Annotated in this window: 14 protein-coding genes; 11 read left to right on the top strand and 3 right to left on the bottom strand. The window is 40.4% G+C overall.

The annotated features are described in order from the left end of the window. Positions 1 to 514: zinc-binding dehydrogenase (locus IIC38_12250; protein ID MCH8126719.1), on the top strand; the 514-nt coding region annotated here is incomplete at its 5' end. 118 nt (positions 515 to 632) lie between these two features. Beyond that, a complete protein-coding gene (locus IIC38_12245) occupies positions 633 to 1,811 on the top strand; it encodes a glycine C-acetyltransferase (GenBank protein MCH8126718.1) in 1,179 nt (392 codons plus the stop codon). A 337-nt stretch (positions 1,812 to 2,148) separates the two neighbouring features. Here the strand turns inward: IIC38_12245 and IIC38_12240 are convergent, their stop codons facing one another. The 3 genes from IIC38_12240 to IIC38_12230 all read right to left on the bottom strand — a co-directional run bounded on the left by IIC38_12240 (position 2,149) and on the right by IIC38_12230 (position 4,824). Continuing rightward, entirely contained in the window at positions 2,149 to 3,654 is a 1,506-nt protein-coding gene (locus IIC38_12240) for an amidohydrolase family protein (GenBank protein ID MCH8126717.1), read from the bottom strand. A 228-nt stretch (positions 3,655 to 3,882) separates the two neighbouring features. Next, entirely contained in the window at positions 3,883 to 4,473 is a 591-nt protein-coding gene (locus IIC38_12235; GenBank protein ID MCH8126716.1) for a hypothetical protein, read from the bottom strand. A gap of 15 nt (positions 4,474 to 4,488) precedes the next feature. After that, positions 4,489 to 4,824 carry a DUF3467 domain-containing protein gene (locus IIC38_12230; protein MCH8126715.1) on the bottom strand — a complete coding sequence of 112 codons (336 nt, stop codon included), beginning with the start codon at positions 4,822 to 4,824 and terminating at the stop codon, positions 4,489 to 4,491. A gap of 740 nt (positions 4,825 to 5,564) precedes the next feature. Here IIC38_12230 and IIC38_12225 point away from each other — a divergent pair. From IIC38_12225 to IIC38_12185, 9 genes are all read left to right on the top strand, one after another. Further along, a complete protein-coding gene (locus tag IIC38_12225) occupies positions 5,565 to 7,067 on the top strand; it encodes a gamma-glutamyltransferase (GenBank protein MCH8126714.1) in 1,503 nt (500 codons plus the stop codon). A gap of 227 nt (positions 7,068 to 7,294) precedes the next feature. Continuing rightward, the gene (gene polA / locus IIC38_12220; GenBank protein ID MCH8126713.1) at positions 7,295 to 10,036 is read left to right on the top strand and encodes a DNA polymerase I; all 2,742 of its coding nucleotides are present in this window, start codon (positions 7,295 to 7,297) and stop codon (positions 10,034 to 10,036) included. A 197-nt stretch (positions 10,037 to 10,233) separates the two neighbouring features. Next, the gene (genX, locus tag IIC38_12215) at positions 10,234 to 11,610 is read left to right on the top strand and encodes an EF-P lysine aminoacylase GenX (GenBank protein ID MCH8126712.1); all 1,377 of its coding nucleotides are present in this window, start codon (positions 10,234 to 10,236) and stop codon (positions 11,608 to 11,610) included. A gap of 658 nt (positions 11,611 to 12,268) precedes the next feature. Continuing rightward, entirely contained in the window at positions 12,269 to 15,295 is a 3,027-nt protein-coding gene (locus IIC38_12210; GenBank protein ID MCH8126711.1) for a carboxypeptidase-like regulatory domain-containing protein, read from the top strand. Between the two features lie 58 nt (positions 15,296 to 15,353). Next, a complete protein-coding gene (locus IIC38_12205; GenBank protein ID MCH8126710.1) occupies positions 15,354 to 18,737 on the top strand; it encodes a T9SS type A sorting domain-containing protein in 3,384 nt (1,127 codons plus the stop codon). 44 nt (positions 18,738 to 18,781) lie between these two features. After that, entirely contained in the window at positions 18,782 to 19,840 is a 1,059-nt protein-coding gene (locus IIC38_12200) for a PorV/PorQ family protein (protein MCH8126709.1), read from the top strand. 387 nt (positions 19,841 to 20,227) lie between these two features. Continuing rightward, entirely contained in the window at positions 20,228 to 22,555 is a 2,328-nt protein-coding gene (locus IIC38_12195; GenBank protein MCH8126708.1) for a PIG-L family deacetylase, read from the top strand. A 197-nt stretch (positions 22,556 to 22,752) separates the two neighbouring features. Continuing rightward, positions 22,753 to 24,123, top strand: a complete 1,371-nt coding sequence (locus tag IIC38_12190; GenBank protein MCH8126707.1) for a GWxTD domain-containing protein — start codon at positions 22,753 to 22,755, stop codon at positions 24,121 to 24,123. Positions 24,124 to 24,173: 50 nt separating this feature from the next. Continuing rightward, positions 24,174 to 24,618, top strand: a 445-nt coding sequence (locus IIC38_12185; protein ID MCH8126706.1) for a carboxypeptidase-like regulatory domain-containing protein, incomplete at its 3' end; no start/stop codon positions are given.

The following is a 24,618-nucleotide window of genomic DNA, read 5'->3' as shown; positions in this document are numbered from 1 at the left end:
CTCTGGCCGAAGATGCGGGGTTGCGAAAGCGGCCGGCGCCTCGGAAATATTTGCGACCGACATCAATGACTACAGGTTGGAATTGGCTCTCAAAATGGGAGCCACTCAAATAATGAATCCGGGAAAAGTAGATGTAATTGAAATTATTATGGATTCAACCCGGGGTGCCGGCGTCGAGATATTGATTGAAATGTCCGGCAATGCAAAGGCGTTTGCCCAGGGTTTGGAAGCCTTAACGCCGGGAGGATTTGCATCATTATTGGGGCTTTACCGTGAGAAAAAAGTCCCGGTGGATTTGAACCGGCAGATCATCCTGAAAGGCATCCGGCTGGTAGGAATTACAGGGAGAAAAATTTTTGCTACCTGGAACAAGACGACTCAGCTTCTCAAATCTGGCCAATTGAATTTGGATCCTGTAATTACCCACAAATTTCCGTTAAGTGATTTTGAAAAAGGAATTCATTTGATGGAAAAAGGTACTTGTGGAAAGATTGTGCTTTACCCGCCGGATTAATTCATCACTATAATTTGATGCAGAATTTTTCACAAAATCACCAAGTCACAGGTCATATTAGCTTAGGCTCTGTGTCTTTGTGCCTCTGTGGTTATTTTTTCTATAGGAGTCATTGTAAATGTCTAAACTAGATTTCATTTCCGAAGAACTTGACCAGGCCAAAGCGCAAGGTTTGTTTATAAACATCCGTACAATTGGCAGCGCCCAGGGCGCCTGGATTAAAGTAGATAATAAAAAAGTTCTGAATCTGTGTTCGAATAATTATCTTGGCTTTGCCAATAATGAAACCCTTCGGAATGCCGCTAAAAATGCCATAGATAATTTTGGCGTTGGACCGGCTGCGGTAAGAACCATAGCCGGAACCATGGTTCTTCATAAAACGCTTGAAGATATTTTAGCTAAATTCAAAGGTGTCGAGGCGGCGATTTCCTTTCAATCCGGATTTTGTGCTAATTTGGCGACTATTCCTGCCCTGGTCGGAAAAAATGACCTCATTTTCTCCGATGAATTGAACCATGCTTCAATCATCGATGGCTGCCGTTTGTCCCGGGCCAAGACCATTCGCTATGACCATTGCAGTCCGGAATCATTGCGCGAGAAATTAGAAGAGAACCGAGACCACGCGGGTAGGAAAATGATGATCACCGATGGTGTTTTTAGTATGGATGGTGATATCGCTCCTCTTGATAAATTGATAACAGTCGCAGAAGAATTTGATCTTATCACCATGGTAGATGATGCCCATGGGGAAGGAGTCCTTGGTAATGCCGGCCGTGGTATTGTGGATCATTTTGGCTTGAGTGGCCGGGTGGATATCGAATTAGGCACCATGTCCAAAGCATTTGGTGCGGTTGGCGGATATGTAGCCGGTAAAAGAATTATTATGGATTATCTGCATCAAAAAGCCAGGCCGTTCTTATTTTCAAGCGCAGTAACGCCGCCGGATGTTGCTGCCTGCATCGCAGGTGTCGAAATTCTGCAAGCATCCGGTGATTTGGTCAAAAGACTCTGGGACAATGCAAATTATTTCAAAAACAAAATGACAGACCAGGGTTTCGACCTTGGCTTTAGCGACACCCCGATCACGCCGGTTATGATTGGTGATGCAAAAGTAGCTTCAAATTTTAGTAGCCGGCTTTTTGATGAAGGCGTCTTTGCACAATCCATTGGATTTCCAACGGTAGCGCATGGCAAAGCCAGAATTCGTGTGATGATCTCAGCCAGTCATTCCCGAGAGGATTTAGATTTTGGCGCTGAGAAGTTTGGCGAGATTGGGAAAGAATTGGGAGTGGTTTGAGGTGGGACTTCTATAACAGCACAACATCTTATTTTCCTTAGAAGATATTATGAACAGAACTAAATTATTACTCAGATCAGGAAAAGGAATATTGTTATTCGACTTTGGAAGTCGTCTTTGTTGATTTTTCTGCTGGTTTGGAAATGTGTCTAGGGGCAATCTTCTCTTGTATTTTCATTGCCTGCTCAAATATGTGGAAGATTATGTTCCAATAGTTTATTCATTTTGGGGATTCTTAAATTTTTATTATTTTTAGTTATCAAATATAGTCTTTTTTCGAAAAAGCTCTATTATTTATTTTTCTAACTTCTTGTATCCAGTATCCAGTATCCAATTCCTAATCACTCAAATCTTTCCAAAGTAGTTTACACGCTATAGACAAATTCGAAGCGTTTTTTTCAACATATTCCAGCAAATTATCGAGTTTTTTGCGAGGATAGATATTACCATTAAAAATAACTGCATTGATTTTACTTGTATTTGAGATATCGTCCAATGGATTTGCGTCTAGAAGTACCATATCGGCAACTTTTCCTTCTGCAAGGGAACCGTAATTTGCTGACAAGTCAAAATAGGCTGCCGGGTTGACTGTGGCTGTTTTGAGTGCTTCCATCGGAGTCAGGCCGGCTTTAACAAGCTCCTGCAATTCGTCATGAATTCCGAGTCCCGGAAAGCAATAGGTATCATTGGCATCGGTACCGGCAAGAATTTTCACACCTGCGTCATGAGCTTTGCCGGTTAACTCAAGACCTTTCAGGTAAAAATCCATAAATGCTTTTCGTCCTCGGGGTGAGGAATCCCGGTCGATCATCCCGTTCGCGTCCATTTTCCATTCTAATTTTTTTAAAAAGGGAATGTATTTTAAGCGCATGTCCTGACGGTATTCTTCATTATCAGCAAACGCATCCATTTTTCGTGTGATATGTGTCGGGCAAAACCAGGTGCTATTTTCGACCATCACGGCTGCTAATTCGTTGAAGAGCTTGGGATCATGGTTGTCGATCATCTCCCGTCGCATGGCGGTGGTTTCAATACTGCCGTTGAGAGTATCAACACCGGTATACCTGGCCAGATAGCGCTCCCGTAGTTTCTGGGCGCCGGGATAACATTCAAACAGGAAAAGCCGGGCATGCTCGAAACTTTTGTGTCCGTAATTTGCAGCATCAATTGCGCTCACTGCCCGGGGTTTGTGCCCCAAGACCGGAATCCCTTTTGCGTTGGCTTCCTTCAAAAGAGCAAAATACGGATCCGGCAGAACGCCATTATACACTTTGAAAAAATCGCCATTTCCAACTACGAAATTATCGACTAATTTTCTTGCCTCGGTTTCAGTCTCTAAGCTGAAAACGAAAACACTTGCTTGCCCCATTATCCGTGGCCCGATTATGTTCCCGGCAATAGCTTGTTTATTCCAATCCTTCTTTTGTTCAAGGCTGGCATATCCGCCGAGATCACGAATATTGGTTACCCCGGCTGCAATAAATAGCGGCAATGTGAGTTGGGGCGCCAATTCGGAACCCATGTGAGCATGCATATCCCACAACCCGGGAATCAAGAATTTACCATTGCCGTCTATTCGCTCTGCGTTTTGGGGAATGATGAATAAATCGTTTGAACCCACCTTTTTGATTCGTCCCTTTTCGATTAGAACAGTTTGCCCGGAAAGAAGTGCGTTATCGCCCGGATTAATAATACTAACATTCGTAATTGCTACAGGACCGGAAGCTTGGATTAGGGGAGCAGGAGTTGGAAGGGGCCAGACGACCAGGACAATAAACACAGCCACCAAAACAGAAAAGACAACTGCAGTACGAGTAAGGATTTTTATTAATTTTCGTTTCATAAATTTTCTTCCTCAATTATTGATCAATTTTCATAAAAATTTGCGCAGTAAAGATAGTGACAACTTTAACAGAAAAATGGTTGCAGATGAATGAAAATGGCTTCTGAATTATCAAAACTTTCGAGGGTTAGCAGATGGCGCAGGTATTGAGGAAAGTAGAAACGAACGTTAAGTGTGTATATCAAAAATCAATAAAGTCATTTTTTTGTATATATCAGCTCTGACTTTTCAATAAGAATAATTCACCCCAATCGTAGCGCGCAATCCGGAGTAATTTACCCCGACACCCAGGGACTCCGGCATATTGGCGACAACATAGCCAAAATTCAGGTTTAAACCTATCGGGCCAATAAGGTCTACCTGGATTCCAGTCAATAGAAAGATTTCGAAGCCTGTTTTTGTTAGCTTACCAGGTCCTGATTTTTGGATTTGTTCTCCTTTTATTGTATTTGCAAATAACAGCCCGCCGCCATAAATAACGTATGGAGAAATACTGGAATCATCAATTAAGGTTTGCTTCACACCTATTTGGATCGGTAAAATGCGCAATGTGAAAGGATCGATATCTCGGTCAAAAAAATGTGCCCAATACCCGATTAAAATATGCACTTCAATATCCCCGAAAATATGCCTGGACAGGTACAATGAATAAAAAGGAGTTGAATCGGCGGTTCCACTGAAAACAGATGAAGGGGATTCAGTGTTGATCTGGTTTGGTTGCCATTGTCCTATGGAAATCCCCAATGTGCTTTTGGTGGTTTGTGCCCACGTAATTTCGAATAGAAAAAAAAATACCACAAAAATGAAAATCTTTTTCATTAAAAAAAATCAGCCCTACGATGATATATCCTTGTTGTTATTGTTATTTGAATCAGACTGAAATCCTTGTGATTTCTGCTTGTCGTTTCCGTGAAGTTTGATCTCGCCGAATTGTTTTTCATACTTTTTTATATTGTCTTGCAATGCATGTAAAAAAGATTTTACATGCTGAGGTGTCATGATAATACGTGCAAATACTTTGGCTTTGGGAGTGCCAGGCAGCATGCGGGTGAAATCCATTATGCATTCGGCAGAGGAATGGCTGATCATAACGAGATTTGAGTAAATTCCTTCAGCTTCTTTTTCACCTAATTCTACATTTATTTGCTGGGGCTTTGGGTTGGATTCCATAAAATACTCCTATTAATATAATTTTTGTATAAGTAATGTATCGTGTTGTAAAGTCGTAACTTACATCTTATAAATTATAACCTAGTTATTATATGAATAATAAAGAACTGTTTCAATTGTAAATGCTTAACCTGGATAATTCATGAATTGCAGTTTTAAGCATAAATCCCTCTTAGTTGTCATCCCGTCGAGTGACGGGATCTTGTTTGATATGATCGAAAAAGCTCAAAAGCAAATTTAGAATAAAGGGCTAAATAGATCCATTCTGCATGACTGTGATAAGGTTTATGAATAGATCAGGTTAATAAACTTTTAGCAAATTGTTGATTTATGGTTGTAATGTAATATTTTGTATGTTCTAAAATTCATCAGGAAGACCGTGTCCTAGCAATTTCAAAAAATATGGTGACCCATTTATTGGAGTGGATAAAAAAAGAATGAACAAGAAACGAGTAAAGCACCAAATTACAAATCCCAAACAACAAATAAATTCCTATTAACCATATTATATTTCAAATTTCCTGGAATAAAATTGGTTAATAGACTTCTTTTTGTAATTGGTTATTAGAACTTGGAATTTATTTGCTATTTGTAATTTGAATGATTTGTGATTTCAATTTTGATAATGTTCGTCTTATTTATGCATTGAAGAAAGCACTTATTTCCGCAATGCTTATTTAAAAGTTCCATTAGTCAAACACAGCAGGTTATAACAAAAATTTCCAAATGGATATAGACTATTGAAAGGAATTATCGCTACAGGTCATCCGGCCGTAACTCAAGCAGCCTGTGATATGCTTGAGTCTGGTGGAAATGCATTTGATGCAGCCATAGCGGCAGGATTTGCAGCAACTGTTGCCGAACCGGTTCTGGCAAGTCTGGGCGGTGGTGGTTTTCTCCTGGCAAGAACCTTTGATGAACAGGAAATCTTGTTTGATTTCTTTACTGACACACCAGGACTTGGACAACAGGTTGTAGATTTAGAGCCACATTTTGTGCCTATTAAAGTCAAGTTTCCTAGTTCACAGCAGGACTTCAACGTTGGTTATGGTTCTATTGCTGTGCCTGGAACGCTTAAAGGCTTTATTCACGTACATGAAAAACTTGGTTGCTTGCCTCTGGAAGAGGTCATCACCCCTGCTGTAGAGCTTGCTCGAAATGGTGTTTTATTAAATAAAAGTCAAAGTTATTTTTTGAAATTATTACATCCAATTATGACATTGTTGCCTGGAGGTAGAAAATTATATGAGCCAAACGGCAAATTCCTTCAAGAAGGCGATCTTTATAAAAATTCAGAGCTGGCTAATTTTCTAGAATGGTTGCCATCTTCAGGGGTTAGAGAGTTTTACCATGGGAAGCTGGCAAAGCAGATCGTTACAGATTGTAATGAAAACAATGGATTGATCACGAAAGAGGATCTGACTACTTATCAAGTCATGGAGCGTAAACCGTTAGAAATTCAATATCGGAATTGCAGGTTGTTGACAAACCCTCCACCCTCCTTTGGTGGATCGCTGATTTCTATTTTGTTGAGACTTTTACAGGTCAACTCGTTAGAAAAAATTCCATTTGGTTCAGCAAGACATTTAGCATTCCTATCAACTGTTTTTAAGGAAGCGGAACGATATAAAATGGAAAGCATGGACAACGGAACCTGGATATCAGATGAATTATCTCCTGAAAATATTAAACGAATTCGAATCGCTTCAGGTGGAACAACACATATAAGTGTTTGTGATTCCCAGAATAATTTTGCAAGTATGTCCATATCAAATGGTGAGGGATCGGGTTATGTGGTTCCGGGTTCTGGGATTATGCTCAACAATATGCTAGGAGAAGATGATTTGCATCCGGGTGGATTTCATTCAAGTCCTGCCGGGTTTCGTATTTCCTCGATGATGTCGCCGTCAATACTGTTCCAGGAAAATGTACCTAAACTGGTTTTGGGAAGCGGCGGAAGTAAACGAATTAAAACCGCACTGCTGCAAGTGTTAAGCAATTTTATTGATTTTGACATGAGTATTTCAGAAGCTGTAGAAGCGCCCAGAATCCATTGGGATGGCACATCTATCCAAATGGAGGCGGGTTTTGATAAAAAAGCCACAAAAGAATTGGCGAATCATTGGGAAACAAACGTGTGGTCCGTAAAGGATATTTACTTTGGTGGTGTGAACGCACTTAGCACTTCGGGCGTTAGCGTAGGCGATTCGAGGAGGGGAGGTAGTGCAAAAGTACTGGATTAAGATTCATTTTAAGTTAGTACTTTAACTTGTGAGTAGTATTTTTGAATAGATATTTTGGACAGGATCAACAAAATAAACATGATTTTAGTAGAAGTTTGGATATATTTTTCGATCCTGTAAATCCTGTCAAAAAAAGAAAATGCAGCGAGTGTACTTTTGAGGATACTTTAATAAATAGTCGTGGAAATTAACTTATTCAGTAAATTGCTTCATAGGAAATTGGTATCATGCCCCCAAAGAAATTATTTTTGTTAGATGGTTACTACCTCGCTTATCGCTCCTATTATGCGTTTTCCGGGCGACCCTTGACCACCTCAAAAGGTGAAAATACATCTGCGGTTTTTGCTTTTACCAATACATTAATGATGATTCTGGATCAGGAAAAACCGGATGCAATTGCAGTCGCTTTCGACACCCCCGAGCCAACCTTTCGTCACCTGGCTTATAAAGAATACAAGGCCACCCGAGAGAAAATGCCGGAGGACATGTACGCTCAAATACCTCTTATCAGAAAAGTGATTGAGGGATTTAATATCCCCATTCTTGAAGAACATGGTTTTGAAGCGGATGATGTTATGGCAACAGTTGCACAACAGGCTGCGAAGGCCGGCTATCATTCCTTTCTTGTCACCAATGATAAAGATCTTCTACAAATGGTTTCGTCCGCTATTTCTGTTTGGAAACCAGGCAGAGGTTCCGACCAACCTGAGATCGTAAATCCATCCTGGGTTAAAGATAAGTGGCAGGTTGATCCTTCACAAATCCGGGATATTCTCAGCTTAATGGGAGATTCATCAGATAATATTCCTGGCGTTCCGGGTATCGGTAAAAAAACAGCGGCAAAATTGATACAGGAATTTGGTTCAGTCGATAATTTATTTTCAAATTTGGAACAGGTTTCCAGCCAACGTTATCAAAAAATTATTCGAGAAAACATTGAAAGTGCGAAACTGGCTTATCAATTGGTCACCTTAGACGATCAGGTGCCGATTGAATATCAGTTAGACGATTTACTGGTTCGCGAACCGGACTCTCTGAAACTGGTCTCATTGTTTAGAGAATTAGAGTTTAGAGTCATGGTAGAGAGATTTGAAAAAACCGGTACAACACTTAAGCAAGAGTACAAAGCAATTGAAGATCAGGAAGCGTTTCAAAAATTTTTTGATCATTTATCAGAACAGAGTACTTTTGTGTTCGATCTGGAAACTACAAGCGCTGACCCCATGATGGCAGAGCTGGTTGGATTTTCATTCAGCTGGCAGGAGGAAGAAGCGTTCTATATCCCGGTAAGTAATACGGAACTAGCCGTTAATAAATTTGACCAAACTCCTCAATTTGATTTCTCGGATCGAGTGAGTGAGTCTATTGGATTACCATTGAATAACGTTCTCCCCTCATTAAAACCGATTTTGGAAAATCCCCAAATCAAAAAATGTGGTCATAACATTAAATATGATATGCTGGTTCTATCACGTTACGATGTTCTGGTAAACGGGGTCGATTTCGACACAATGGTCGCTTCGTATTTGTTAGATCCGTCCGGACGTCAACATAATATAGATAGCCTGGCCATGGAGCATCTGAATTATAAAAAACAACCCACGGATGCATTGATTGGCAAAGGGAAAAAACAAATCACGATGAGAGAAGTTCCCCTGGATAAGCTGACTTTTTATGCTTGTGAAGATGCCGATATGACCTTACGACTTAGAAATATTTTCGAACCCAAGATTAAAACATCGGAAATGGTTGACTTATTTCAAGAAGTAGAAATCCCTTTAATTACAGTTTTGAAGCAGGTAGAATGGAATGGCGTTTCATTGGATCAAACATTGCTTCGTAAATTGTCCATAAAATTAAAGAGTGATCTACTGCAACTGGAAGAAAAGATCTACTATGAAGCGGGTCAGGAATTTAATATTAATTCCCCTTCACAGCTTGGCACCATACTTTTCGAAAAAATGCAATTACCCACTTCAAGGAAAAACAAAACCGGTTATTCAACGGATGTTTCGGTTCTGGAAACCTTGGCCAAAACCCACGGCATGCCTAAAATGATTTTGGAATATCGGCAGTTGGCTAAGCTGAAATCAACCTATGTGGATGCGTTGCCGAAATTGATTAATCCTTATACTGGCAGATTGCATACATCGTACAATCAAACTGTCGCGGTAACAGGTAGATTGTCCAGTACCGATCCGAATTTACAAAACATACCCATTCGTACGGAGTTGGGCCGAGAAATTCGAAAAGCATTTATCCCGGCAAAACCCGGTTACACTATTCTCGATGCGGATTATTCCCAAATCGAATTACGGATTATGGCGCATTTATCCGGCGATGAAAATTTAATGGATGCATTTAAGAACAACCTGGATATTCATTCATCCACCGCATCTAAAGTACTTGGAATTCCACTCGATGAAATTACCCAGGATCATCGGCGTAAAGCGAAGGAAATTAATTTTGGCATTATGTATGGAATGGGAAAATTCGGATTATCAAATAGACTGGGTATTTCATTTGAGGAAGCGGGTGACTTTATCGAAAACTATTTCACACAATTCCCTAACGTAAAATTATTCATGGACCAGATCATCGAGGAAGCTAAAAAAAATGGTTTTGTTTCCACTTTGATGAAGCGTCGACGCTATTTGCCGGAAATTAATGCTAAAAACCACCAGGTACGAAGCTTTGCCGAACGAACGGCCATCAATACTCCCATCCAGGGTACTGCTGCCGACCTTATTAAAATTGCTATGATACGAATTCATGATGAGTTCAAAAAAAGAAAATTGCAGGGTATGATGATCATGCAAGTGCATGATGAACTGGTTTTTGAAGTTCCGGATTCAGAAGTCGATGAAATTAAAGTCCTAGTGATTGACTGTATGGAATCAGCCCTGGAATTAAAGGTTCCGATTAAAGCGGATGTAGGAACCGGTGCCAACTGGCTCGAAGCCCACTAAATGAATTGGGATTTTTGATTTCGGATTTCGGAATACTGATTTCAAATTGTAAGCATAATGTAAAGCACTAAACTCATGGGAAACAGAAAAATAAATTCGGCAATCTACAATCCGAATTCCGCATTGAATTGGGATTTTTGATTTTGGATTTCGGAATACTGATTTCAAATTGTAAGCATCATGTGAAGCAGTAAACCATGGGAAACAGAAAAATAAATTCCGCAATCCACAATCCGAATTCCGCATTGAATTATTATCCATCAAAATTTAAGAAAACCTGCAGTATAGCTGATGTTTCAAAATATAATAAAGATCACGAACTATTTTTATGTGGCCGGTTGCTCGAATTAAACGATTTGGAGAAGCGGGGTATCCTTAGTGATGAAAGCGGTGAAATCGACTTACAGTTCAAGGAAAATCAGACTAATATTGGTGAGGGCGATATTGTGCAGGCTTCCGGTTATTTGGATTCCAAAAATATTTTCCTTGTTGGTTCTTTTACTAAACTGGTTCCCGGTCAAGTTTCAAAAGTTAATAAAGAAGAGCGTAGTCATTCCCGATGGCGGGAATTATTAAACAATCGGCATCAGCAAGAAATTCTTCGGTTTCGCAGCGCTTTTTTGCATACAAGCCGGGATTTCTTTTTGCAGCAGGGTTTTGTTGAAATGGATGCGGCTACTCTTGTGCCCGCCGCCGGTATGGAACCTCATATTGAACCATTCACAACACATTTAAAAAAACCTGAAGGTGAGTTAAAGCAGTTTTATCTTCACACCTCGCCGGAATTTGCCATGAAAAAAATGCTGGTGGCTGGTTTTGAAAAGATATTTTTTTTAGGCCATGTATTCCGCAATAATGAAAACACAGAAATTCATAGCCCGGAGTTTACTATGTTGGAATGGTACCGGGCTTATGAAGACTACACAACGCTGATGGATGATTGTAAAGAGTTGGTCTATTTTCTCAAGAATCGGTTAAAACCTGAATGGTCCCATTTGTGGCGCAGTGACGATTTACTTGCTAGGGACTGGCAAATCAGATCATTAACTACCATCATGATGTCAAAATGTGGTTTAGATTTAAGAAGGATCAAAGAGAAAGATCAGGAGGAGCTTTTAAAAAGTATTCGAAAAAATGGAATTTTTGATGGTGACAAAAGCTGGCCGATTGACGATTTATTTTTCCTATTATATATAAATCTTGTAGAACCTGAGTTGGGAAAAGATTTACCGATAATTATCAAAGATTATCCCTTGTGGATGGCTTCCATGGCCAAAAGGAAAGAGGACGATCCTGATTTTGTGGAGAGGTTTGAATTATACATCGACGGCATTGAACTTGCCAATGGCTTCACTGAATTGAATGATCCGGACGAACAGTTAGAAAGATTGCGGAAAGAACAAAAACAGAGGCAGGTAATGAAACGAAGTCAAGTTCCCATAGATTTAGATTTCATCGAGAGTTTGAAAGCTGGTATGCCACCGGCCGCTGGGATCGCTTTGGGGTTGGATCGTTTGATGATGGTTTGCTGTGGTTTAAACGAAATTAAAGAGCTGTTAACTTACTCTTTTTAAGGCGGATATTACATACTTAAATTTAATTTAAAGGAAATGTTAATAAAAATTAAATTTAGAATTCAAGTTTTCTTGCGTATTTATTTATGATTTTACAATTAATTTATAGCACTTTAGGTTAAAAGTATTTAAATTCTGAAATTCTGATATATCGCTACCAAACAAAAAAGATAATCAAAGCGAAAATAAATTGGAATAATTTAAATAGAGTTGTTAGTTTCTCATATTCAAAAAAATAAACCTATACGGCAATAAAGTTTGAATGTTTCATTTCCGCAATTTTTTTATTGACATTTTTTTTAAAAAAGCATATATTAGCCATTATTATAAAACCGTTCGGAGGTAATTTAATATAATTTGTTACTACAATCCTCAGATGAATTTATCATTAAAACTTCTTTCCGTTTGCATGTATATTTTACAAAAGTGTATTCCACTATAAAAACTATGAGTACAGTATTCTATGGCAATCTATGTCTTCTTTACAAACATGCGAATTTATTAAATGAAATAAGGAGGTGGTGTATTGCGAAAATATTTGCTACAAGTCGTAACTATTAACCCTCAAATAAAGAAAGGAGGTGGTGGGGCAGAATTATGTTTCGCTACCGTTAGGGGTTTCAGAAAAAAATAAAATAACTAAACGGGAGGTTCATTCATGAACAAAACATATGTAAAAATAATTGGAATCCTGGTACTAGCCCTATTAATACCAGGATTAATGTTGGCGCAAACTGGTAAAGTGCGCGGCATTGTAACGGATAAGGCTACGGGTGATCCGCTTCCTGGCGCAAACATTACCATAGAAGGAACGACGATTGGCGCCTCTGCAGACTTAAACGGTGTATATGTTATTTTAGCCGTTCCTGTGGGTGTTTTTACTGTTCGGGCGAACTTCATCGGATATCAAGCGGAAGCCATCTCTAATATCCGTGTAAGTTCAAACCAAACAACCACATTGGATTTCGGATTGAATCAATCTGCAATTCAAGTGGAGGCGTTGGAAATTGTTGCCGAACGGCCCATCATACAAAGGAACACCACCAATACTATCCGTCTGACCACACAGGAAGATATTGAAAATCTACCGATTCGTGGCCTGCAAAATATCATTGCATTAAATTCCGGAACAGTACAGCAGGATGGTATTTTACACATTCGTGGCGGACGAGGGGGCGAAATCGCTTATTTTATTGATGGCGCATCTGCCACCAACCCACTGTTTAATTCAGAAAACCTATCTGTTATTCAGGAAGCCATCGAAGAAATTCAGATGCAGGCAGGTGGTTTTACGGCGGAATTTGGCGGCGCCAACTCAGGCATTGTAAATACAACCGTTCGTTCCGGTGGCAGCAGTATGAAAGCTACAATCGATTACCGGACGGATGATTTTGCCGCTGGCGGCGACGAATTCCTGGGAACAACCTCGCAAGGGTATCATAACGTTGTGGCCACACTCGGTGGTCCCTTAGGTTCAAAATTACGCTACTTTGTTGCGGGGCAGTATAATTATAGGAGAAATCGCAACCTTCAATTTATCGAACCATTCAGTTTTACTGATTTGGTTGATGATGGTCTCGAAGGCCGTACAGCTGGGACCCCATTGCCCGGTCCGGTTACGTTTGAAAGAAATTTCCTGCCGGAAAATGAGGCCAAAATTCTCTCTTTAAACAGTACGGTGATGTATAATTTTTCCAATTCCATAAAATTCAGGTTAACCGGAAGTTATCGACATCAAAATCAACCCAGTGGTATCAGCTCCATTGGATCTCTGAGCAGTATTTTCAGAAATCGTTTTTTTGACAATACCTGGAAGAGAGGACTTGTTAGTTTGCGGGCAACCCATCTCCTTAGTCCGACTACTTTTTATGATGTTTCCGCTAGCTGGTCAAAAAGAACTTTTAGACAAGTTGATGAGCAATTCGGTGACGATTGGCAGAAATATGCCGACAGGCGTGTCTGGCAAGCCGCGGGTAATGATGTTAGCGAATGGTTGGGCGTATTCCAGGGTCCGCCGGATTATAGTACCATACTTAATTTTAGGTTTGTGCCTCCCAATGATTTCCTCAATAGCTATCAAAAAAATGACCAGACCAGCATTGGCGGTTCTTTTGATTTTACCACGCAAGCGACAAGAAATATTGAGTTAAAAGCAGGCGGTCGTTTTGATGCCTGGAGTATGCGTTTATTCAGCGTTGGCAATATTGCACAATGGAACACGTTTATGTTTGGTATAAATGGAGATATTACCCAAACATTCGCCAGCGAAGACGAAAGAAAATCACTCTTAGGCAAGGGTAGAACCGGGTCAATCGATCGTTATGGCTGGGATCTCGATGGTGTGAATGAGATTAATGATGGCCCGGCGGGTCCGCGCAAGCCATTTATCGGTTCTGCATACGTTCAGACAAAATTTGAGTATCGCGATTTGATCGTCAATTTTGGCCTGCGTTATGAAAAATATGATCTCAAGCTCTTAATGCCCAATGATGTCGAAAATCCTGTTAAGCTTGAAGGTCTGGAATGGATTGATGAAAGTCAATTGATTGAAACGGATCCATATACCTATGTGCTGCCGCGAGTTAACTTCGCATTTCCGGTAACGGATCGTACCGTATTCTATGCCCAATTAGGCCGCTATGTACAGGCGCCGAACCTGAATGATCTTTATCGTGGTGGTATCCGTAACCTAAGTAGAGATGTGCTTCCGGAAACACGTTCATTGTATGGTTTCTTCGGCCAGTATGTCGGTTTTACCGCCGAGCCGGAAAGGACCGATCAGTTTGAATTGGGCATCCGGCAAGCATTAACCCAATCCTTTGCCTTCACGCTTACTACCTTTTATAAAGACCAGGAGAACCTGCTGCGAAGGGACCGGATTCTTACAGATGGAACCGGTAATCTTGAAGCAGATACCCCGATTCTAGTCGGTTGGATTAACAATGATTTCGGAACATCCAAGGGCTTGGAAATGACCCTGGAATTACGCCGCACCCAGAGATTGGCAGCCCGTATTAATTATACACTTTCCAGTACTCGTGGTACCGGCTCCGATTCAAGGTCCACAAGAGTTGCAGTCAGCGATGCAACCATTTCAAGCTATCCTACACTTATTTATGCCTTGGATCATAACCAGACCCATCGCGGAACGGTTATGTTGGATTACCGTTTTGCAAAGGGTGATGGCGGCAGTCTCCTCGAAGGACTTGGCGTTAATACGTTGTTAACCTTCAACAGCGGCCACAATTATACCCTGGTTGCCGAACCCCATAACTTGGGCCAGGCAAATCCATGGAATGTCGGTACTCGTGCCACACAAGACCCGAGAGGCCGAAATCCTGTCGAACCCATCAATACTTCTGTAACTCCATGGAATTTTAACATTGATCTGAATGTCGACAAGATGTTGTATTTCAGTAACCTGAACGTACGACTCTATGCAAATGTCCTAAATCTTTTAAATACCAGGAATATCATTAATGTATACGAGTCCACCGGTACCGATGATGACGACGGTTGGTTAAAGAGCTCACTGGCGACACAATACGTCGCACTTGAGAATTACGAAAATTTCTATCGTGCCATCAACCTGGATAATCGTTGGTCCTATATCAGGGCTTCCGGTGTTGATCTTTGGAGCAATCCCAGGGTTCTTCGTTTTGGTATCTCTTTGGAATTTCAATGAGAATTGGTTTTGCTAGAGTCAATACAACACAAAGTTTATCAAACCAATGGAGATTAATATGAATAGATTTAAAATCATAATCCGAATACTTGCCGCAGCGTTTTTGCTGTTTGGCATGGTTTTCGGTACGTCGGCCTTTGCAAAGAAAGGGCTGGAAGATAAAGGGAAGGATAATAAGGATAATAGGGATTTCCTTTCCAAAACCAATGCCTACCAGCCGGAACGTTACCAACTCCTCAATATCAATAACCTCTGGGCATGGCACAGAGAAGATGGTCACGCAAACCATTCGCCCACTGGCGATAATGGTACATTTTTCCCCCGTGGCACCAGCTTTATCATCTACCAGGATGGATTGGTATGGGGTTCCCAGGCATACCTGGATGCCGATCATACCCAACCCGCGCCATTCGGCCAAACCATCCGCGTTGGCGGCGCTACATATGGAACTGGTACATTCGAAGGCCGCATTATCGGTGAAGGTGCAACCGCGGTAAGGGCAGACCAGGATGACCCGCTTTCTCGTATCTTCAGAATCCGCCGGGATTGGAAAGAAATGGCTAGGAATCTGGATGGCAGTTTTAGTGATGAGCTGACCCGGGATACGGCAGAATCAAATGAGATTGCCAGTAGCTCTGTTACTGATGCTCAAAATCAGAAAGTACTGGATGAGTATGCATGGAGCTGGAATAATTGGCCGGTTCAATTCGGCGCACCCTACATCGATCGCAATGGCAATGGTGTTTATGATCCGCCGCCAGCCGGTTTTGTAGTGGATGATCTCATTGCTATGGGCTATGATGAGCCCGGTATTGCCGGCGCAGATCCTGATTCACCTGCCGACCAGGTAATGTGGACTGTGTTCAACGATCTTGATCGTGCCCGATCTACCGGTCGATTTGGTTCCGAGCCAACCGGTTTGGAAATACAAATGACGATGTGGGCCTATAAGCGCACAGACGCTCTCGGCAACATCTTTTTCCGCAAATGGACATTGATCAATAAAGGCGGTATTGAGATTGATGCAAATGGAACCCTGGGCAGCTTTTATCTGGATAGTATGTATGTCTGCCAATGGTCCGATCCTGACTTAGGATCGTTTTCAGACGACCTTGTAGGGACTGACACTACTTTAAATTTGGGTTTCGTGTATAATGGTAATGCTATCGATACTGATTTCAGGAAATTTAATTTACCTCCTCCATCCGGTGGTTATGACTATTTACAGGGACCTGCAGTTCCGGATCCAGGTGGTTCAGGTATCTTTAATTTAAAGATAGTTCCTGATATCAAAAACTTGGGTATGACCGGTTTTTCATACTTCTCTGCGGGAAGTCCGTACTCAGACCCAGGAGGTGGTTATGCTACCAATACCATTCAATGGTATAAAATGTTAAGAGGATTTGCACCTCTTGACGGAGCTGACGTACGCTACAACCACCCCCCAGGTGTAACAGCCGGGCAATTTCCCCTTGCCGGCGATCCTGTAACCCAAACCGGTCACATCGATGGACAGGGTTTTAATTATTCCTTCGTACCCGGAGATAGACGATTATTGATCATTTCGGGCCCATTTCAAATGGCGCCAGGTGATGTACAAGAAGTCGTGGTCGCATTTGTCGCTGGATTAGGTTCGGATCGATTATCCAGTGTAGCGGTTATGAAATTTAATGACCGTTTTGCACAAAATACCTATGACGCTCTATTTCAAGTTCCAAGTGCGCCGGCATCTCCTTCTGTTGTAACTACGGAATTGGATGGCAGGGTGACAATCGAGTGGGGCAGTGACCTGGTATCAGTTTCGAACATAGAAGATAAAATCAATGAACCGGGTAGTTTTAAGTTTGAAGGGTACAACTTTTACCAACTGGTTTCACCATCTTCTTCTCTTAGCGATGCGAAACGTGTTTTTACCGTTGATTTAAAAAGCGATCCTGCTGTCGTTTTGGATCAAACCTTCGATCTTGAATCAGGACAAATATTAGAGAAAGCAGTGCAATTTGGATCAAACAGCGGCATTCAGCGTTTTTTTGAGCTGAATCGTGATCATATCAAAGATGTTGATAAATTGAATAATGGTGAGGAATACTATATTGCCGTTACTGCGTACAGTGTAGCTCAGGTTCCTGGATTTTTGCCTGCTTCTCTTGAATCCCCTCCCCAAGTCATAACGGTAGTTCCAAAAGTCCCATTTGGTACTAATTATCAAACAGATTTTGGAGAAATACTCGAGGTTACTCATGCAGCGGGTGGTAGCTTCGGATTTGTGGAGCCGTTGGTGGTTGATCCAGCTGCTAGCACGGGTGGTTTATATGAGGTTTCATTTGTAGCAGTTAATGTCGCAACCGGGGAAACCTCGTGGACGTTGAAAAGGGGAAGTACAATTCTTACTAGTGATGAATCCAACCAAACCGGTGATGAGAACTATGACATCTATGATGGTTTGTTCATAAAGGTCTTTTCACCATCGCCAGGGATTGGCAGTGTTGATCGATCTGTTGGAGCGAGCGACGGCGGACCGGGTGGAGAAAGATGGGTTTCCGGTGTTGACTGGGGCGGTGCTTGGTTTTTCGGCGGACTTGATATAGGCGCCAATTTCTTCGGCAGCAACCTTGGACCCCTTGATTTAATTGATATGGACATTCGTTGGACCAGCAATCCGACCATGTCCGAAGAGACCGGTTGGTCACAAGGTACGGTTTATCGCCGCGATCTTGGTTATGTGGCCGAATCCGCACTGGGTTGGATGCCAATGCAGGCTTTTGACATTAGCGATATCGACAATCCGCGTCGGGTCAATATCAACTTTGTTGAAGATGCTAACGACGGCCTGGCAGACGGCATCTGGAATCCAATTGCAGCAGGTGAGGCAACGGGCGGGGGGGTTGGCGGTCGTGAATATACCTTCTTTATGGCGAGCGACTACAACCCGGGATTATATGATGATGCGAATGATGGCACTACTTCTGATGTCGTATACGCCTTATGGCCACAAAGCCGTAGCCGTCCATACCAACTCAGTGATTTTTGGATGCGGATTATCGCCAACAGGCCCAATACTCCAAATGATAAATTCACTTTTACGGCGCCACTTCCGGATAAAAGTCTTGAGCTTGAAAAAGTAAGCGCCCAAAAAGTTGGTGTTTTCCCGAATCCTTATTTTGCCTTTAACCCACAAGAAATAAATCGATTGTCCAGGTTCGTAACATTTAATAATCTTCCGACAGCTGCGACAATTCGTATTTTTAACCTTGCCGGTCAGTTGGTTCGTACAATTGATCATGAAAGCGGGCAATTTGAGCGCTGGGATTTGTTGAACTTCAGCAATCTTCCTGTAGCCAGCGGTATGTATATCGCCCACATCGAAATGGCCGGAGTCGGCGTAACAAAAATATTGAAGCTGGGAATCATTCAAGAAGGTGAAATTCTTGAAACATTCTAACTAACGCTGGGCTCAAACTAGGTAAATAACAAGGAGAAATAATAATGAATAAATACATCCTTAATCTTTTTAGAGTCTGTGCGTTGGTCGTTGTTTTGGTAAGCAACGTTTTCGCACAGGATATAAAAAATGCTAGAATTGGAACTGCTGCCGGAGCGGAACTTTTGATTCCGGTCGGTGCACGTGATATGGCCATGAGTGGTTCCGGTATTGCCACCTCGTCAGGTATAGACGCAATTCACTGGAACATTGGCGGACTTAGCCGACTGGGTGATACAAATGCACAAGGGCTATTCAGTTCGATGTCCTATATCGCCGATATCAAGGTAAACTATGGAGCTGTTGCTCTAAAATTCGGTACTTTTGGAACTGTGGCTATTAGTATCAAATCCCTGGATTTTGGTGATATACCACTAACAACGACCGATGATCCCGAAGGGTTTGCAGGAAGAACCTATTCACCTGCTTTCACAATCTTTGGCATTAGTTATGGCCGGTCATTTACTGATGCTATTACAGCCGGTTTTACGTTAAAACTGATTAGTGAAAATATACATCGCGTAGCTGGCTCAGGCTATGCGATTGACGCCGGAATTCAATATCATGGCGTCGCCGGATTTGAAGGTTTGGATCTCGGTGTTGTGTTGAAAAATGTAGGTCCGCAAATAGAATTCGACGGTCCGGGTTTGTTACGGACCGCAGTTGCCGCAGACGGACGTAGACCTGCTCAGTTTTATAAGAGTGAAACTTCAGATTGGGAATTACCGACTTCCGTCGAAATCGGTTTGTCCTATGGAGCTTCCCTCGGCGAAGAATTGAGTTATACTGTAAATTCGCTGTATGCCAACAACAACCTGGCACTGGATAGCTATAAATTTGGTGGTGAGGTTGTGTATAATGTTGGTACACAATTATCCGTTGCAGGCCGTGGTGGTGTCAATTTGCTGGACAAAGGTGAATTGGATGAACAAATATTCGGCCCAACCTTCGGTTTTGGTCTAACATACTTCACTTCCGGTGTTGATGTTACAGTAGATTATGCTTATCGATCTGTCGATTTTTTTAATAACAATTCAATGTTTTCGTTGAGATTGGATTTTTAGTAAAAATAATAATCGATTAAGTATGAATGTAAAAAGGCTGCCCACACGGGCAGCCTTTTTTTATGGAGCCAATCTTTGTAAATTTACATATCATCAAGTGAAAAGCATATTAAATCATCAAAATTTTATAGTGTAAGCTTGATATTATATTTCGTCGGAAAAATTAAGTGAAAAATTTTAAGAACTCTGAATATTTGGCAAGAAGGTATCTATAACCCCTACAAATGATAGTTAAGTGATTATGGGTCAGTTGAACATAGAACAAAAATGATAAACAATCTCATCAGCAAGCTAAGGGCCAACAGCAAATAGCTAATGGCTAAATAGCTAGGATTTTGTTTTCAATAATTATTTCATATTTACTATCTGAAAAATTGAAAGGATAAAATGCATAAAAGTTTTAAACATATTTATACTTTTCTAGGATTGTTATTGTTTTCGACAAGCTTTATTATTTCATGCGGAAAAAAAGCGACTTCCAACTATTTTCCTGAGCTCGGAAAGGATGCTGTTCGACAGAGATTAAATGAGTTAAATAGTAATTTGAATGTTTTATCTCTTGCTATAGAACCAGGGCATGAAGATCTCGCCGCCCTGGCATATTACCGGTTAGAGAAAGGTGCAAATATTCTAAGCGCATATCTTACCAACGGGGAAACGGGCGTAAGCGATAGTTGGAACGAATATCCGGATTACATCGCTGCAACCCGGCGTACTGAAGCAGGAGATGCTCTGGAATACCTTGACGGGGATGTTCATTTCCTGAATTTACCGGATATTGCCGCGGCCCGGGATACGTTAAAAATCCGGGAAAAATGGTCAAAACATAAAGTGATGGAGAAGCTCAGGGTTTTGATTAATGTATTTAAACCGGACATCATTTTGTTTGCTAAAGATTGGAAATGGGGAGAGGAGAGTTTGCGTTGGGCTGTTTTTAAAAACGATTTGCTGACGATCCTTCATGAAATGGATTCAAATCAAGGAAAAAATATGGGAGAAAATTGGTCACCTTATAAAGTTCTTGAAGAACAGATGGCCGGCAATGGAGATTTATTACCAATCCGCTCCCACCATTCAATCAGTGGGAAAAGATATGTTACTATTGGGGAAGAGGCTGGTGAAAAATATCAATCCCTGGCCGTGCAAAAAAATAAATGGTCTGAACAAAGGGGTTCGAGATATTCAATACTATTTCCATTTAATTCGGATTCAAAAAAAATTGATGCAGAAATGCCAGCACGATATAGTCATCGACTGAACGAGATTGCTAAGGTGGTTAGCCAATTAAAACAAAATCTTAAGGCGGAAACAAAAGAAGAAGCGCTTAAAAATGTTGTAGCTGCTTTGGATTCTGTTACTTTTAAAATTCAGCGCCGATTTGAATATTCCAAGAAAGATCAACGAACCCTCCTGCATTGGAAAAAATCATTGGAAGAATTGCGGTGTTCGCTGCTAGGTGTAGCGGTTAATTACACGGTTAGTGAAGACACCTTAACTATGGTACAATTAACATACGTAACTATTAACGATGTAACGGGAATAGAAGAAGAGGGAGAGACAACAGTTTATTTTGGCGGTTTAGGTAGTAAATGGGTGATTAATGAAGGCTTCGAGAAAAAATTTAAATATAGGCCGGGTGATTCTTACCGCTTATTATCGCCAAAACAACTCACTCTGACAACCCCGCAAGCTAAATATGGACTTAATTCGGCAAAAATAAGACAACCTGTGTTCTTATTTGTTTTGCATGAAGGGTTAACGAAAGAAAAAAGTTTTATCCACAGGTCTAAAATGTATTTTTATTATGCACCAAAATTTTCTACAGAAATTTTAACGCCTATTGTAATGATGGTTCCAAATGAAAAGCTTGTGCTTAAGTTTACCAACCATTCTCGCGATGGCACGAAAGATACGGTTAAAGTAGAGCATGAATTAGTAGAGTCCACACCCGGTTTATTTAGATTAAATCAAAAAGGATCAGTTTATTTAGATACTTTAACGTTAATTTGGAAAGGAAATCAGGAGCCTGGTAATTATATAATCCCGATCGACATTAGAGGATTTAATATTGGTAACTTCGCTGTTCGTAATTTTGATTTTAAAATGGATAGAAATAAAAAAATTGGTGTTATTGAGGGGGTTCTCAATAGTCCGATTTTTCCGGCGTTAAGGAGATTAGGTGTACCGGCAATTAAACTTACACTTAAAGGTAATTTATATGAACAAATAAATGAATTAGATGTTGTCATTGTCGATAGACTCGCCACAACCTTTAAAGAAAACCTTAAAAATAGTAAAAGTGAATTGGAGCGGTTTGCAGATAACGGCGGACATTTGATATACTTCAGGCAAGAAGCGGATATCTGGAATAAACATCAATGGATAGAGGGTGTGGAACTTACACCGGCATGGCAATACGATGAATCCGTTATATTTGAATTAGATGACAGCCATCCTTTTGTTAACAATCCCAACGAGTTAAGCCCACAAGATTGGGGGAATTGGTTATTTTTAACAGCTTATAATTCAGTAAATGTAGATAATTCTATGGGATATTCAATACCATTAAAAACAAACCGGGATGAGAATCCATTAATTTTAACCAAGACCAGGGGAAAAGGTAAAACCACATATATCGATCTGGCAATTTATCCGCAATTGATGAATATCCATGAAGGAGCCTATAAGCTACTGGCGAATATAATTTCAAATTAGGGTCTTGTTAAGTTAGAATATAAATCAATATATGTACTTGACTACATATTTTCCCGGAGTTTAATTTTAATATGAATTACCGGAAGAATATTTATTAACTTCTACCATTAGTTTTTATTATGATGTGAAAATGAGGTGTTCATGTAAATTGGTTATAGCTTATTATTTTCTAAATTCAAAGAAGGATATGTAACCCAATGATTCCCAGAAAAATACTGTTATTATTTTGTTTCACGAGTTTTTTTGCTGCAATTCTTTCTGCACAAACTGTCGCACCCAAAGCTCCACTGATACTTAACGTGGATTATTCAAGATATTATTACGATGATCAAACGGGATATTTGGAAGTGTATTTTGGCTTTCTACCAAAACAATTAACCTATAATTTCATGAACGGTAAATATGAAGCCGGTATAAAGTTAGCCACGAAAATCCGGGGAAAAGATTCGAAAGAATACATTGTCAATGAAAGAACTTTACTGGCAATATCCGAAAAAGACACCAGTGATGTTTGGTATGATTTTCCATTTACAACACAAAATGGCTATGTCATTCCGAACGGAAATTATGTTTTGGAGATATTAGCGATAGATTCTTTAGATAATTCCAGGCGAGATAGTTTAGATATGGAACTAAACATAAGTAACTTTGGCACAGAATTATCAATCAGCGACTTAGAATTATGTAAGAGTATAAAATCCTCCCAGGACAAAGAGCTTTTGTTCTATAAAAATTCACTTGAAGTGCTGCCACATCCATCTTTAATCTTTGGTGCATCCACAGCTCCAGTGGTCTTCTATTATATAGAAATTTATAATATAAATCCGAATATTAAGTACCTAATTAAAACCGATATTTTAGATGATTTCGGAAAATCCGTTCGTCAAATGAGCAAAGAGCGTCAATTTAAATCCAAAAGTTCCTTGGAAGTGAGTACTACACCGGTTAGCACATTTGAATCCGGAAAATATTCTTTAAGATTTTCTTTGTACGATGATAAGCAAAATCAACTGGTTAGCACAGAAAAAACTTTTTTTATTTATAATCCACATATCCAATTTAAACAATTGGCTTCAATTTCGGTCAAAGGAGCTTTTAGAAATATGAGCGATGATGAACTGGATAATGAATTTGAGTATTCAAGATACTTTGCCACCGACGAAGAAAAAGAAGTCTTTAGTAAATTAGATGTAATAGAGGCAAAGCGTAAATTTTTATTCAAACTCTGGCAAAATGTTGTAAATGGACGGGGGGATTTGCCTCCAATTAGTCGAAGTGGCTACCTAATCCGAAGAGAAATTGCGGATCAAAAATATCACTCATTCGGTAAGAAAGGATGGGAATCTGACCAAGGCAGAGTTTTTATGCTCTATTCGGAACCTGATGAAATTGATCGAACTCCTCAAGAATCAATTGCCAATCGATATGAGATTTGGCGGTATTTTAATCTTGAAAAAGGGGTCGAGTTTGTTTTTGTAGACAGATGGGGGTATGGTAACCTGGGATTGGTGCATTCAACCAAGCGAGGAGAGTTTCAAGATATCCTTTGGGAAAAATTTTTAAAGTGATTTATAATCAATTTGACGATTGTTCCTCATCATTAATGAAGAGGTAAGCTATGCGATCTAAATTATTACCACTCTTGTATTTAATAAGTTCTGTTTTTCTTCTTACTTCCAATTCTTTATCTCAAATAAAGCAGAAAGTCAACTTACAGAATATTATTATTTCCGGTCAGATTCGCGACGAAAACACGCATAAAGAAGTAAGTAGCGTTAACATTACTGTAGAAGGTACTCAAGTTGGCACTACCAGTAATCATGCCGGTAAATTTACTCTTACAGTACCTTTACAATATTCAAAAAGCAACATCGTGTTTCAACACATTGCATACAATAAAGTAATTTTATCAATGGATTCCATTACAACCCTAAAATTCATTTATTTACAGCCCAGGGTCATTCAACTGCAGGGAGTAGCAATAGAAGAGGAAGGATCCGGGAGATTGGGAATTGCTAAAGATTTACCGCAACCTGTAGCTATTATAAATGCCAAAGCGTTCG

The organism is candidate division KSB1 bacterium, from assembly GCA_022566355.1.
GTDB lineage: Bacteria > Zhuqueibacterota > JdFR-76 > JdFR-76 > DREG01 > JADFJB01.
This window is presented reverse-complemented; position numbering and strand designations above follow the sequence as displayed.

Coding starts and splice junctions, on each gene's coding strand:
- polA (MCH8126713.1), top strand. CDS start 7,295: ATGCCCCCAAAGAAATTATTTTTGTTAGATGGTTACTACCTCGCTTAT.
- IIC38_12195 (MCH8126708.1), top strand. CDS start 20,228: ATGCATAAAAGTTTTAAACATATTTATACTTTTCTAGGATTGTTATTG.
- IIC38_12240 (MCH8126717.1), bottom strand. CDS start 3,654: ATGAAACGAAAATTAATAAAAATCCTTACTCGTACTGCAGTTGTCTTT.
- IIC38_12230 (MCH8126715.1), bottom strand. CDS start 4,824: ATGGAATCCAACCCAAAGCCCCAGCAAATAAATGTAGAATTAGGTGAA.
- IIC38_12205 (MCH8126710.1), top strand. CDS start 15,354: ATGAATAGATTTAAAATCATAATCCGAATACTTGCCGCAGCGTTTTTG.
- IIC38_12210 (MCH8126711.1), top strand. CDS start 12,269: ATGAACAAAACATATGTAAAAATAATTGGAATCCTGGTACTAGCCCTA.
- IIC38_12235 (MCH8126716.1), bottom strand. CDS start 4,473: ATGAAAAAGATTTTCATTTTTGTGGTATTTTTTTTTCTATTCGAAATT.
- IIC38_12200 (MCH8126709.1), top strand. CDS start 18,782: ATGAATAAATACATCCTTAATCTTTTTAGAGTCTGTGCGTTGGTCGTT.
- IIC38_12190 (MCH8126707.1), top strand. CDS start 22,753: ATGATTCCCAGAAAAATACTGTTATTATTTTGTTTCACGAGTTTTTTT.
- IIC38_12245 (MCH8126718.1), top strand. CDS start 633: ATGTCTAAACTAGATTTCATTTCCGAAGAACTTGACCAGGCCAAAGCG.
- genX (MCH8126712.1), top strand. CDS start 10,234: ATGGGAAACAGAAAAATAAATTCCGCAATCCACAATCCGAATTCCGCA.